The 13389-nt window shown below is 56.1% G+C and carries 9 protein-coding genes and 1 pseudogene; 5 read left to right on the top strand and 5 right to left on the bottom strand.

What is annotated here, in order from left to right; genetic code table 11:
* Positions 1-16: 16 nt before the first annotated feature.
* The gene (locus tag SK51_RS13790; RefSeq protein ID WP_023306463.1) at positions 17-2119 is read right to left on the bottom strand and encodes a TonB-dependent siderophore receptor; all 2103 of its coding nucleotides are present in this window, start codon (positions 2117-2119) and stop codon (positions 17-19) included.
* Between the two features lie 160 nt (positions 2120-2279).
* Between SK51_RS13790 and ycgR the strand changes: the two genes are divergently transcribed.
* The gene (gene ycgR / locus SK51_RS13785) at positions 2280-3011 is read left to right on the top strand and encodes a flagellar brake protein YcgR (protein ID WP_022648423.1); all 732 of its coding nucleotides are present in this window, start codon (positions 2280-2282) and stop codon (positions 3009-3011) included.
* A gap of 37 nt (positions 3012-3048) precedes the next feature.
* Here ycgR and emtA read toward each other — a convergent pair whose 3' ends face one another.
* Positions 3049-3660, bottom strand: coding sequence for a membrane-bound lytic murein transglycosylase EmtA (gene emtA, locus SK51_RS13780; protein ID WP_022648424.1), 612 nt, complete (start codon positions 3658-3660; stop codon positions 3049-3051).
* 107 nt (positions 3661-3767) lie between these two features.
* Between emtA and ldcA the strand changes: the two genes are divergently transcribed.
* Positions 3768-4682: a muramoyltetrapeptide carboxypeptidase gene (gene ldcA, locus SK51_RS13775; RefSeq protein WP_023306464.1), complete on the top strand. Its 915-nt coding sequence runs from the start codon at positions 3768-3770 to the stop codon at positions 4680-4682.
* Positions 4683-4779: 97 nt separating this feature from the next.
* A pseudogene (locus tag SK51_RS13770) lies at positions 4780-6447 on the top strand (potassium/proton antiporter); the annotation flags it as partial.
* A 162-nt stretch (positions 6448-6609) separates the two neighbouring features.
* Here SK51_RS13770 and dadX read toward each other — a convergent pair.
* Together dadX and SK51_RS13760 are read right to left on the bottom strand one after the other, a co-directional pair.
* Positions 6610-7680, bottom strand: coding sequence for a catabolic alanine racemase DadX (gene dadX, locus SK51_RS13765; protein ID WP_022648427.1), 1071 nt, complete (start codon positions 7678-7680; stop codon positions 6610-6612).
* Between the two features lie 9 nt (positions 7681-7689).
* Complete coding sequence (locus tag SK51_RS13760) at positions 7690-8988, bottom strand: D-amino acid dehydrogenase (RefSeq protein ID WP_022648428.1); 1299 nt, start codon at positions 8986-8988, stop codon at positions 7690-7692.
* Positions 8989-9309: 321 nt separating this feature from the next.
* On the opposite strand from SK51_RS13760, the gene SK51_RS13750 reads away from it, so the two are divergent.
* Complete coding sequence (locus tag SK51_RS13750) at positions 9310-10842, top strand: SpoVR family protein (RefSeq protein ID WP_023306466.1); 1533 nt, start codon at positions 9310-9312, stop codon at positions 10840-10842.
* Between the two features lie 66 nt (positions 10843-10908).
* Here SK51_RS13750 and fadR read toward each other — a convergent pair whose 3' ends face one another.
* On the bottom strand, positions 10909-11628 hold the full coding sequence (gene fadR, locus SK51_RS13745; protein ID WP_015570315.1) for a fatty acid metabolism transcriptional regulator FadR: 720 nt from the start codon (positions 11626-11628) through the stop codon (positions 10909-10911).
* Between the two features lie 202 nt (positions 11629-11830).
* Between fadR and nhaB the strand changes: the two genes are divergently transcribed.
* Positions 11831-13369: a Na(+)/H(+) antiporter NhaB gene (gene nhaB / locus SK51_RS13740; RefSeq protein ID WP_023306467.1), complete on the top strand. Its 1539-nt coding sequence runs from the start codon at positions 11831-11833 to the stop codon at positions 13367-13369.
* Positions 13370-13389 lie beyond the last annotated feature (20 nt).

The following is a 13389-nucleotide window of genomic DNA, read 5'->3' as shown; positions in this document are numbered from 1 at the left end:
CGCCACCGGGCTTTTTTCAGAAGCTGTAGCTCGCCCCGACCTGGAAGGTGCGGTCGCGGCCTATCCAGCAGTTGGTCGCGTCATAGCAGGTGAGCGTCTCTTTGTTGGTGACGTTCTGCGCGCTCGCTTTCAGCGTCAGCCCCTCCAGCGATGGCGCCAGTTCGCCCATGCGGTAAGATGCCGCCAGATCGTACTGCGTCGTACCGCCCAGCTTGCCTGCATCATTGGCTGGCGAGATCTCCATCGGCCCGGTGTAGCGTGCACCAGCCCCCAGCGTTAACCCTCTCAGCGGCGTGCTGTCAAAGGTGTAATCTCCCCACAGATTAAAGGCGTTCTCAGGGACCTGCGTCGGTCGTTTGCCCTGGTACTTGTCATCTTCGGTATTGATGGCGTGGGTGTAGGCATAATTAGCAATCAGCGTCAGGTTATCCGTTGGACGACTAATAGCGGAAAGCTCCGCGCCTTTCGATTCCACTTCCCCGGTCTGGCGGTAGTTGAGGAAGCCCGGATCGCTGGTCACCACATTTTTCTGACGAATGTTAAACACCGAGGCGGTGAAGGTAGTTGCATATTCCGCCAGCAGATATTTCACCCCACCCTCCACCTGCTTACTGGTGGTGGGCTTAACGTCTTTCGCGGTCAGCGTACCCTGCGGCGATACCGGTGCGAAGCCTTCCGAATAGCTGATAAACGGCGAGAGACCATTTTCGAAGGCATAAAGCGCCCCCAGTCGTTTGGTGAGGCGATCTTGCGATACCCAGGCTTTGTCACCGTTTTGCAGATAGTTGGTGGTGACGGAACGGTAGTCGTCAAAGCGCAGGCTGGCCAGCACGTTAAGCCCGCCAAACGCAATCTGATCCTGAAGGTAATAGCCATTCTGCTGATAGCCGAGACGGTTTTTCTGCGCTGTTTCAAGCCCCAGCGCATCGTTATCGATCTGCGAGTGATCCGGATTGCGCATATCGATACCCGGTGTGGACGAGGCGTAACGATAATGGAAGTGAGAGTTCAGCTTCTGGTAGTCAAAGCCCGCCAGCAGATGATGTTGCCAGTCCCCCAGCGCGACGGTTCGGGTAACCTGGTTATCAATGTTGAAGCTCTGCAAATCTTCATCCGTGGTATAGGCGAAGCGGTTAAGCTGGTAGACCTCGCTGCCCGTCCCGGTGGAATAGGCGCTGCGCTGGTGGGTATCCACGTCAAAGTAGCGCGCTTTCTGGTTAAAGCCCCAGCCACTGTCAAACTCATGCTCAAAGCTGTAGCCCATCATCCACTGGCGCTGTTTGAAGCCGCTCCACTCATCCCCGGCATAGTCACGACGATCGGCGTATTTAGACCGCAGATAGCTTAGCGGCATCGGATCAGACGGCGTCAGGCTCGGCGTATTTTGCGCCAGCGCGTCAATGGTCAGGCGCGTTTTGTCATCCGGCTGCCAGGTCACGGAGGGGGCCACCAGATAGTTTTCATACCGCGTGGTGTGCGCCTGTTCGTCACTTTCCGTCGCTTTGCCCAGCAGACGATAGTTCCAGTCGCTGTTCGCGATCTGCCCCGTGGAATCCAGGTACCCCTCTTTCAGATTGCGGTTTCCGGTATTAAAGCCCAGTTCCGTTTTCGCCTCTTTCTGCGGCTTTTTACTCTGAATATTGACCAGCCCGCCCGGGGAGCCGCCGCCATACAGCACGGATGACGGCCCCTTCAGGATATCGACGCTCTCAATCAGCAGCGGATCGATTCGCGCTTTGGTGTTCCCGGTGACGTTATAGGGAAGTTGCAGGCCGTTGTAGAACTCCTGATCAACGTTGAACCCGCGGATTTTGTACTCGCTCATGTAAGAGGTGCTCCCGCGCACCTCCGTGGAAACGCCCGGCGCATAGCGCAGGATCTCGTTTACCGAACTGGCGTGCCGCTGCTCAATCTCTTTAGCGGCGATGGTGTTGATCACCTGCGGCGTTTTACTTTCCGCGACGGCTGATTTCGTGGCGCTATTGGTCCAGGCAGGGAGCGCGCTGCCCTGCTCTGTACCGGTTACCACGATGGTGGGTTCTTCTGCGAAAGCCTGTGTCTGCAATGCCAGCGTAACGGCGCCTGCCAACGCGCATAACGCAAAACGTGAGGTGCTCATAGTGTCGTCTTATTATTAGATGATATTGGGAACGACAATTATTATCATTTTTATTACCGAATCAATATCAGCGGAGAAAAACAGATCGTTTGTATTAAGTTTCATGCCAGCGTGCCGATAACCCAGAGACAGTCTGTCATCTATCGAGGAGCCATCTGGCGTGAGTAGCTACAGTGAGCAGTTCCTGAAACAAAATCCGCTGGCTGTATTAGGGGTGTTACGCGACCTGAAAAAGGGCGAGGTGCCGCTGCGCATCAACTGGTCAACCAGCCAGTTTATCAGCAAGATCCTGGACGTGACGGCAGAACACCTGATCGTGGATCTGGGTAGCCAGAGCGATGAAAACCGTGCCGCGCTACAGGCAGAAAACCTCTCGGTGATGGCCGAAACGCAGGGGGCTAAAGTCGAGTTTATACTGCCTCGCCTGACCACGATCGTGTACCAGGGTTTGCCTGCGTTTATCACCCCCCTGCCCGCTAATCTCTGGTTCGTGCAGCGCCGCGAGTATTTTCGCATCAGCGCCCCGCTTCACCCGGCCTACTTCTGTAAGGCAAAAATGCCGGACAAAAAAGAGATCCGCTTTCGTCTCTTTGACCTGTCGCTGGGCGGCATGGGAGCGTTGATGGATATGCCGAAGCCGGAAGGGCTGGTGGAAGGTATGCGTTTTAGTCAGATCGAGCTGGATATGGGCGGATGGGGACGCTTCTGGTTTGACGCCCAGCTGATTGCCATCAGCGAGCGCAAGGTGGTGGACGGCAAAAACGAAACCATTACCACGCCGCGACTGAGTTTTCGCTTTCTGAATGTCGGGCCAGGCGCCGAGCGCGAACTACAGCGCATCATTTTTTCACTGGAGCGTGAAGCGCGGGAACGCGCGAATAAAGTGCGCTGAAAGGCGTCGGGCAGCGTGCTGCCGCCCGACAAAGACGTTACATGGCGTCCATTGCTTTCTGTACTTTCCAGATATAACGTGGAGCCTGTGCTGATGGATGATTCTTCACAACGTGTTCGAAGAATTCATCTTTATCCATATCGTTAATCTCTTCTATCGCCTCTTTGCGATCGGATGAGAAGGTTCGGAGCAGCGCGCCAGCTCCGTTAACGTACGACACCACCAGCGCATATTGCATCACTTCCGGATCGTCAATCCCCTTCAGAATGCCATGCTCCAGAATGCTCAGGTAAGCGGTTCCCATAGAGATATTACGTTCCGGGTTTTTCAGCTCGCTGGTGGATGGCTGTCCCTTCCAGCCCATGTAGCGATAGACCTCTCTTCCCGCCGTAGAGGCTTTTAACTGCATCAGCCCCACCGCATTCGATTTACTCACCAGCGTCGGGTTACCGCCGGACTCCACGGCGATGATCGCGGTGATCAGGCGCGGGCTCACGCCCCAGGCCTTCCCGGCTTGTTCGCTGATCGGCATCCACTGCATGGCCCGCTTTACCGGGACTTCAGGATTCCAGGGGGGATTTTTATAATCATGTTTTGAACTACAGCCAGCGAGCAACACAATCAAAAAAGCAAACCATCTCAATTTCACGTCATCTATCCTTATAGCCGGTCATCGCGGTACGTCGCCCCTTGAAGCAGGCGGCGTATAAGCGGCATGATATAGACAATTAGATTCTCATTCAGCAAGGAATTGCCATGCCTCAGTTTCATCTCATCGCACCGTCGGGCTACTGCATCAACCAGGAGGCGGCACAGCGGGGCGTTCAGCGCCTGCTGGAAATGGGCCATCAGGTAGAAAATCAGACAATTATCCCCCGCCGCATGCAGCGTTTTGCCGGTACGGAGGCGCAGAGACTGAGCGATATCAACAGCCTGGCGACGCTGGAAGGTGAAAACACTATTGTGCTGGCCGTGCGCGGCGGCTATGGCGCAAGCCGACTGCTGGAGAGCATCGACTGGGCCGGGCTGGCCGCACGCCAGCAGCAGGATCCGCTGTTAATCTGCGGACACAGCGATTTCACGGCGATCCAGCTCGGCCTGCTGGCGTTGCATAACGTCATTACCTTTAGCGGCCCGATGCTGGCCGGCAACTTTGGTGCGCCGGAGCTGGATGCGTTTACGCAGGACCATTTCTGGCGCGCCCTGCAAAACCCGACGTTTACCGTCGCGTGGCAAGGCAACGGACCGCACTGGGAATGTGAAGGGCAGCTGTGGGGCGGAAACCTCGCGATGCTGGTATCGCTGATTGGGACACCGTGGCTGCCGCAGATCGAGGACGGCATTCTGGTGCTGGAAGATATCAACGAACACCCGTTCCGCGTCGAACGCATGCTGTTACAGCTTTATCACGCCGGGATCCTGGATCGGCAGTCGGCCATTGTGCTGGGCAGTTTCAGCGGGTCAGCCCCCAACGATTACGACGCGGGCTACACGCTGGAGACGATGGTCGATTTCATTCGTTCCCGGCTGGATATTCCGGTGATCGCCGGTCTGAATTTCGGCCATGAGCAGCAAACCGTTACCTTGCCACTGGGTGCCCAGGCGCACCTTGCACACGGTAATTCAGGCAGTCGGTTAACAATCAGCGGTCATCCGGTCTTAAAGGCATAAAAAAGCCGTTATTCCCCCTCAATAAAACGCAGATACAGTTGTTAATATGTTAGGGTTTTAATAACAGCGTTCACATTGAGGTGGGAGTAAGACGACATTGAGTGCCACAGCGATAATCAGTCTTTTCATTCTGGGTTCCATCCTGGTAACCTTCAGCATTTTATTAAGTTCATTTTCATCGCGCCTTGGCATACCTATTCTTGTCATTTTCCTGGCTATCGGCATGCTGGCGGGGGTTGACGGAATCGGCGGTATCCCCTTCGATAATTACCCTTTCGCCTATATGGTAAGTAACCTCGCGCTGGCGGTGATCTTGCTGGACGGCGGCATGCGCACCCAGGCAAGTTCGTTTCGCGTTGCCTTAGGTCCGGCGCTGTCTCTGGCTACCGTCGGCGTGCTAATCACCTCCGGCCTGACCGGTATGATGGCAGCCTGGCTGTTTAACCTCGATATGATGGAAGGCCTGCTTATTGGCGCGATTGTCGGCTCTACCGATGCGGCGGCGGTGTTCTCGCTGCTCGGCGGCAAGGGGCTGAACGAGCGCGTTGGCTCCACGCTTGAGATTGAATCCGGCAGCAACGATCCGATGGCGGTGTTCCTGACCATCACCCTGATTGAGATGATCCAGCAGCACGAAACTGGCCTGAGCTGGATGTTCGCCTGGCACATCCTCCAGCAGTTTGGCCTCGGGATTATCATTGGTCTCGGCGGCGGTTACCTGTTACAGCAGACAATCAACCGTATTACGCTGCCTTCCGGCCTTTACCCGCTGCTGGCCCTGAGCGGCGGGATCCTGATCTTTGCCGTCACCACCGCGCTGGACGGCAGCGGTATTCTGGCGGTTTACCTCTGTGGATTCCTGCTGGGCAACCGACCGATTCGTAACCGTTATGCGATACTGCAAAACTTTGACGGGCTGGCCTGGCTGGCACAGATCGCCATGTTCCTGGTGCTGGGCCTGCTGGTGACGCCTTCCGACCTGCTGCCTATCGTCGTGCCAGCGCTGCTTTTGTCGGCCTGGATGATCTTCATCGCCCGTCCGCTGTCGGTGTTTGCCGGGCTGCTGCCGTTCCGCGGGTTTAACCTGCGTGAGCGGATATTTATCAGTTGGGTGGGGCTGCGCGGCGCGGTGCCGATTATCCTGGCGGTTTTCCCGATGATGGCCGGGCTGGACAACGCTCGTCTGTTCTTCAACGTCGCCTTCTTCGTGGTGCTGGTATCGCTGCTGTTCCAGGGGACGTCGCTGGGCTGGGCGGCGAAAAAAGCCAAAGTGGTGGTACCGCCCGTTGGCTGGCCGGTCTCCCGCGTGGGGCTGGATATTCATCCAGACAACCCGTGGGAACAGTTTGTCTATCAGCTAAGCGCCGATAAGTGGTGCGTGGGTGCTTCGCTACGCGATCTGCATATGCCCGCTGAAACGCGCATTGCCGCCCTGTTCCGGGATAACGCCCTGCTTCACCCGACCGGCAGCACGCGGCTGCGAGAGAACGATATCCTCTGCGTGATTGGCCGCGAGCGCGACCTGCCTGCCCTTGGCAAGCTGTTCAGCCAGTCGCCCCCGGTGGCGCTGGATCAGCGTTTCTTCGGCGATTTTATCCTCGAAGCCAGCGCCCGCTTTGCGGATGTGGCGCTGATTTATGGGCTGGAGGGAGGAATGGAGAATCGCGATAACCAGCAAACACTGGGCGAGATTATTCAGCAATTATTAGGGGCTGCACCGGTCGTCGGTGACCAGGTGGAGTTTGCCGGGATGGTCTGGACGGTGGCCGAGAAAGAGGATAACGCGGTGCGCAAAGTCGGCGTAAGGCCGATGGAGGAGGAGGCGGAGTAGCTGCTTTTTTGCCGGGTAGCGCTAACGCTTACCCGGCCTACGTTCGGGCTTTTGTAGGCCGGGTAAGGCGAAGCCGCCACCCGGCACACACACATGTTACACCGTCACAACAGGCACTCTTGACGCCAGCGCGCACATCAGTTCATACCCGACAGTGCCCGCCGCAGCGGCCACATCATCAATTTTAACCTCGTTGCCCCACAGCTCAACCGGTGAGCCGATCCCCGCCTGAGGACATGGCGTCAAATCAATAGCCAACATGTCCATTGAGACGGTGCCTACCGTGCCCGTACGCACGCCATCGACCCACACCGGCGTGCCGCTCGGGGCGATGCGCGGATAACCATCTGCATAGCCCCCCGCCACGATACCGATACGCTGTTCGCCCGCTGCCCGATAGCGGCTGCCATAGCCCACCGTATCGCCCGCTTTCAGGGTTTGCACGCCGATAATTTCGCTTCGTAACGTCATCACCGGCTTCAGGCCGCTGTTGGCGATATCCTGCCACTGACCTGAGGGTGACGCGCCGTACAGCACGATCCCCGGGCGCACCCAGTTGTAATGCGCCTCGGGATGCCAGAGCGTTGCCGCTGAGTTCGACAGCGAGCGCGGACAGTCCAGCCCTTCTGCCGCCTGCTCAATGCGGACCATGGCATCGGCAATGCCGTCCGGCTTTTCCGCATCGGCAAAATGCGCCATCAGCGTCATCTCACCGACGTTTTTCAGCGCACGAAGCTGCTGCCAGACCGTGTGCACGCGTTCAGGCTGGAAGCCCAGACGATTCATACCGCTGTTCACTTTGAGATAGATATCCAGCGGGGCATGCAGCTTCGCGTCCTGAATGGCCTTGATCTGCCAGTTACTGTGAACGCTGGTCGTCAGGCGGTACTTATCCAGCAGAGGCAGATCTTGCGCATGGAAGAATCCTTCCAGCAGCAGGATCGGTCCTTTCCAGCCGCGCTCACGCAGCAGGATGGCCTCTTCCAGATTCAGTAAGGCAAAACCGTCGGTGGCGCCGAGCGCACTCCAGATACGGTCGATACCATGACCGTAGGCGTTGGCTTTCACCACCGACCAGACACGAGAACCCGGCGCAGCACGACGAACAATTTGCAGGTTATCCTTCAGCGCCTGCAAATCCAGCTGGGCCAGAATGGGACGGGACATGACGACTCCTTAATTATGCGCGCCGTGCAGGTGTTGTGGACGCGAGGGGGTAAACCCTGATTGATAGCGTGCGGCGCTTAAATCGTCAAACGGAATTGCCGGCGTCCGCCCGGAAATCAGGTCGCTAAGCAGCTGGCCCGAACCGCAGGCCATGGTCCAGCCAAGCGTACCGTGGCCGGTATTTGTCCACAGATTTTTGTAAGGCGTACGGCCCACAATCGGCGTGCCGTCCGGGGTCATTGGACGCAGGCCGGTCCAGAACGTCGCCTGCTCAATGAAACCGCCGCGCGGGAAGAGATCGCCGACGACCATCTCCAGCGTTTCACGACGTGGTTTGAGCAGTTCGGTATTGAAGCCCACGATTTCCGCCATGCCGCCGACGCGGATCCGGTTATCGAAACGGGTGATGGCGATTTTGTATGTTTCATCAAGAATGGTTGATACTGGCGCGCCGCTGTCCTCTTTCACGGGAATGGTCAGGGAGTAGCCTTTCAGCGGATAGACCGGGATATCCAGGATCCCTTTCAGCATCGCGGTAGAATAGGATCCGAACGCCATCACGTAAGCATCGGCTTTGATCACCTCTTCTCCACACTTCACGCCGTAAATCTTCTCCCCTTCCGACAGCAGCTTGTCGACAGAAGTATTGAAGCGGAATTTCACCCCGGCCTGCTCACACATGCGCGCCAGACGCTGGGTGAAAAGCTGGCAGTCGCCGGTTTCATCGTTCGGTAAACGCAGACCGCCCGTCAGCTTGTGCGCGACCTCGGCAAGTGCTGGCTCCACCTGGGCAAGTTGGCTGGCTTCCAGCAGCTGATAGGGTACGCCCGCATCTTCAAGCACGGCGATATCGCGGGTCGCGTTTTCATACTGTTGCGCGGTACGGAACAGCTGAAGTGTGCCGCCCTGGCGCCCTTCATATTCGATCCCCGTTGAGGAACGCAGCGCTTTCAGGCAATCGCGGCTGTATTCTGCGAGGCGCACCATGCGCCCTTTGTTCTCCATGTAGTGGCGGGTATCGCAGTTGCGCAGCATCTGCCACATCCACTTAAGCTGGAACTGCGTGCCGTCAAGGCTTATCGCCAGCGGCGCATGTCGCTGAAACATCCATTTGATCGCCTTCAGCGGAACGCCCGGGGCCGCCCACGGCGCAGCGTAGCCCGGGGAGATCTGCCCCGCATTCGCCGCACTGGTTTCCAGCGCCGGACCGGATTCGCGATCGATAACGGTAACCTCATGTCCCGCCTGACTTAAATACCAGGCGCTGGTTACGCCAACGACACCACTTCCCAGTATGACAACACGCATAGCCACTCCATTATGAGCAAAAGAACAATCATCTAATTACAGATTGATAACCTAGCTGAAAATATTATTCAACATATGACTTTTTTATGGTGACTCAACTCACATATCCCGCTGTATCAGGGGATAGCGCTTATTTGGGATCTCCTGCTGCGCGTTATTTTTAACCAGTAGAAAATTCTGCGAGCACCGCTTTTTTTGCCGTATCGAAAACGGGAAATCGCAAAGAAAAAATTTCTGCGCCCCGCGTATTTGAATGGGGTGATCTATGCTTGAAAGGAGGCTCTCCAGTCAGAGAGAGCGACCAACAACGAGGGCGCGCTAATGGCTACACTAGATTCCATGTCAAGGGACAGAACACGTCTGAGCGATGGACCCGACTGGACCTTCGAATTGCTGGATGTCTACCTGGCGGAGATCGACCGGGTGGCCAAACTCTATCGTCTGGACACCTATCCCCATCAGATTGAAGTCATCACCTCGGAACAGATGATGGACGCTTACTCCAGCGTCGGGATGCCGATTAACTATCCGCACTGGTCGTTTGGTAAAAAATTCATTGAAACGGAGCGACTGTATAAGCACGGACAGCAGGGGCTGGCGTATGAAATCGTTATTAACTCTAACCCGTGTATTGCCTATCTGATGGAGGAGAACACCATTACCATGCAGGCGCTGGTGATGGCGCACGCCTGCTATGGACATAACTCGTTCTTCAAAAATAACTATCTGTTCCGCAGCTGGACGGACGCCAGCTCCATCGTCGATTACCTTATCTTCGCCCGCAAATACATTACCGACTGCGAAGAGCGCTACGGCGTGGACGAGGTAGAGAAGCTACTGGACTCCTGCCACGCGCTGATGAATTACGGCGTTGACCGCTATAAGCGTCCGCAGAAGATCTCATTGCAGGAAGAGAAAGCCCGGCAGAAGAGCCGCGAGGAGTATCTGCAAAGCCAGGTGAATATGCTGTGGCGCACCCTGCCGAAACGTGAGGAGGAGAAAACCGTCGCCGAGGCGCGTCGTTACCCTTCCGAGCCGCAGGAAAACCTGCTCTACTTTATGGAGAAGAACGCCCCACTGCTGGAGCCGTGGCAGCGTGAGATCTTGCGCATCGTGCGCAAGGTGAGCCAGTATTTCTATCCTCAGAAGCAGACCCAGGTGATGAACGAAGGCTGGGCGACCTTCTGGCACTACACCATTCTTAACCACCTGTATGACGAAGGAAAAGTCACCGAGCGGTTTATGATGGAGTTTCTGCACAGCCACACCAACGTGGTATTCCAGCCAGCGTATAACAGCCCGTGGTACAGCGGCATTAACCCGTACGCACTCGGCTTTGCCATGTTCCAGGATATCAAGCGTATCTGCCAGTCGCCCACCGAAGAGGACAAATACTGGTTCCCGGATATTGCCGGTTCTGACTGGCTGGAAACGCTGCACTTCGCGATGCGTGATTTTAAGGATGAGAGCTTTATCAGCCAGTTCATGTCGCCGAAGATCATGCGTGATTTCCGCTTCTTCACCGTACTGGATGATGACCGCAACAACTACCTGGAGATCTCTGCGATCCACAACGAAGAGGGCTATCGTGAGATCCGCTCGCGCCTGTCGTCTCAATACAACCTGAGCAATCTTGAACCGAACATTCAGGTCTGGAATGTGGATCTGCGCGGTGACCGCTCTTTGACGCTGCGCTATATCCCTCACAACCGCGCGCCGCTGGATAAGGGGCGTAAGGAAGTGCTGAAGCATGTGCATCGCCTGTGGGGATTTGACGTGTCGCTGGAGCAGCAGAATGAAGATGGCAGCGTGGAGCTGCTGGAGCGGTGTCCGGCGCGGTTGAATACGTTGTAGTTTTTTTGCCCGGTAAGCGAAGCGCCACCGGGCGAAAAAAACCTCTCAATCGAGAGGTTTTTTATTTCAGCGACTCTGAATCGCTAAATCACCCGGCAGGGTTTTCTGCATTCGGTGCCAGATTTCACCGGAGTCGTGGCCATAACGACGCACCGTTTCATAGACCTGATCGTGCAGCCCTTCGGTGCAGAGCTTGCTCAGTTTATGGTAGAAGCCGAGCGCCAGGCTGCGGGCTTCAGGGTTGGCAAAGTAGTGACGACCAATGCGTGTATATAACCCTTTCATTCCATTCAGGATCAGGCCGTAAACCGGATTGCCGGAAGCAAACGCCAGACCGCGGAACACGTTGTAGTCGAGGGTCGCAAAGGCGTCCGCGTGGTCTTCCACCTCATTGGCGGTGGCAAGCACCTTCAGCGCATCTTCAGGATGCTGACGAAACGCGGTGCGGATGAAAATGGTAGCGATGTTGGTGCGCACCGAAAGCAGATTGTCAATCAGCTGCGGTACGCTTTCGTGATCGAGACGCGCCAGCGTTTCCAGAATATTCAGCCCGGACGTTTCCCAGAAGTTATTCACCTTAGTGGGTTTGCCATGCTGTATCGTCAACCAGCCATCGCGCGCCAGACGCTGGAGCACTTCTCGCAGCGTGGTACGGGTGACGCCAATCAGTTCAGAGAGTTCGCGTTCAGCAGGTAGAATTGATCCCGCAGGGAAACGATTATTCCAGATGCTTTCAATGATGTACTCTTCCGCGAAACCCGCCGGGCTCTGCGCCTTAATGACCATAGTGAGATTTCCATTACACAGCTTTAGCAAATTGCACTCATCATACCAGAGGCGCGCAGAGGCAGATAGCGCAGCAGAGACAGAAAAGAGGGATCGCCGTTTCATTTTTATGAAATTTACAAAATGGCTTTATCCCCCTCTCCGCCGCCGTTTTTGCGTATACTGATGTCTTGTCTTATTTGACGGGGAAAGGACGTCTGTCGTGGAAATTTCATTTGGGCGCGCGCTGTGGCGCAACTTTTTAGGTCAGTCACCTGACTGGTACAAACTCACTCTACTGGTATTCCTGGTCGTTAATCCCGTTATCTTTTTGCTGGATCCCTTCGTTGCCGGGTGGATGTTGGTCGCCGAGTTTATCTTTACCCTGGCGATGGCATTGAAGTGCTATCCGCTGTTGCCCGGCGGGCTGCTGGCGCTGGAAGCCGTGATCATTGGAATGACCAGCGCGGAGCATGTTAAAAACGAGATTGCGTCGAATCTTGAAGTCCTGCTACTGCTGATCTTCATGGTGGCGGGGATCTACTTTATGAAGCAGCTTCTGCTGTTTATCTTCACCCGTCTGCTGCTGAGCATTCCGTCGAAAACGCTGCTCTCGCTGGCGTTTTGCCTCGCCGCGGCTTTCCTCTCTGCCTTCCTGGATGCGCTGACGGTTGTGGCGGTGGTGATCAGCGTCGCCGTCGGCTTTTACGGTATTTACCACCGGGTCGCCTCGTCTCGTCCTGGCGATAACTTACAGGACGACAGCCACGTTGAGGCGCACAACCGCGATGTGCTCGAGCAGTTCCGCGCGTTTCTGCGCAGCCTGATGATGCATGCGGGCGTGGGGACGGCGCTGGGCGGCGTGATGACAATGGTTGGAGAGCCGCAAAACCTGATTATCGCCAAAGCGGCTGAGTGGCATTTTGGCGAATTTTTCCTGCGCATGGCGCCGGTCAGCGTGCCCGTTTTGATCTGCGGCTTAGCGACCTGCGTGCTGGTCGAAAAATTCAACCTTTTTGGGTATGGCGCGAAGTTGCCCGATCAGGTCCGTCAGGAGCTGCATAAGTTTGACGAGCAGAGCCGCAAACAACGCACGCGCCAGGAGACGCTGCGCCTGATTGCACAGGGCATCATCGGCGTGTGGCTTATCGCTGCGCTGGCCTTCCACCTTGCCGAGGTGGGGCTGATTGGTCTGTCGGTAATTATTCTGGCAACCAGCCTGAGCGGCGTCACGGACGAACATGCTATCGGAAAAGCCTTTACCGAAGCGCTGCCGTTTACCGCCCTGCTGGCGGTGTTTTTCGCCGTCGTGGCGGTGATTATTGACCAACATCTGTTCGCGCCAATCATCGCGTTTGTGCTTCAGGCCACGCCAGATTCGCAGCTAACGCTGTTCTATTTGTTTAACGGTCTGTTGTCTTCTATATCCGATAACGTCTTTGTCGGGACGGTATACATCAATGAGGCTAAAGCCGCGATGGAGCAAGGGATTGTCAGCAGTGAACAGTTCGAGCTGCTGGCGGTGGCGATCAACACTGGAACCAACCTCCCCTCCGTGGCAACCCCGAACGGTCAGGCGGCCTTCCTCTTCCTGCTGACCTCGGCGCTGGCGCCACTCATACGACTTTCTTATGGAAGAATGGTCTGGATGGCGCTGCCGTACACGCTGGTGCTTACCCTTGTTGGTTTGCTGTGCATCAAAATTACTCTCGTTCCCTGTACGCAATGGTTGTTGCAAGCAGGTATACTTGCGGCGCATTAAAATTCGTTTACACTGCGCTG

Source organism: Enterobacter sp. MGH85, assembly GCF_001037655.1.
Taxonomy (GTDB): domain Bacteria; phylum Pseudomonadota; class Gammaproteobacteria; order Enterobacterales; family Enterobacteriaceae; genus Enterobacter; species Enterobacter intestinihominis.
This window is presented reverse-complemented; position numbering and strand designations above follow the sequence as displayed.

What these genes read in the sequence shown, in the direction of transcription:
- SK51_RS13790 (WP_023306463.1), bottom strand. Translation starts at nt 2,119, where the DNA reads ATGAGCACCTCACGTTTTGCGTTATGCGCGTTGGCAGGCGCCGTTACG.
- fadR (WP_015570315.1), bottom strand. Translation starts at nt 11,628, where the DNA reads ATGGTCATTAAGGCGCAGAGCCCGGCGGGTTTCGCGGAAGAGTACATC.
- dadX (WP_022648427.1), bottom strand. Translation starts at nt 7,680, where the DNA reads ATGTCCCGTCCCATTCTGGCCCAGCTGGATTTGCAGGCGCTGAAGGAT.
- ldcA (WP_023306464.1), top strand. Translation starts at nt 3,768, where the DNA reads ATGCCTCAGTTTCATCTCATCGCACCGTCGGGCTACTGCATCAACCAG.
- SK51_RS13760 (WP_022648428.1), bottom strand. Translation starts at nt 8,988, where the DNA reads ATGCGTGTTGTCATACTGGGAAGTGGTGTCGTTGGCGTAACCAGCGCC.
- SK51_RS13750 (WP_023306466.1), top strand. Translation starts at nt 9,310, where the DNA reads ATGGCTACACTAGATTCCATGTCAAGGGACAGAACACGTCTGAGCGAT.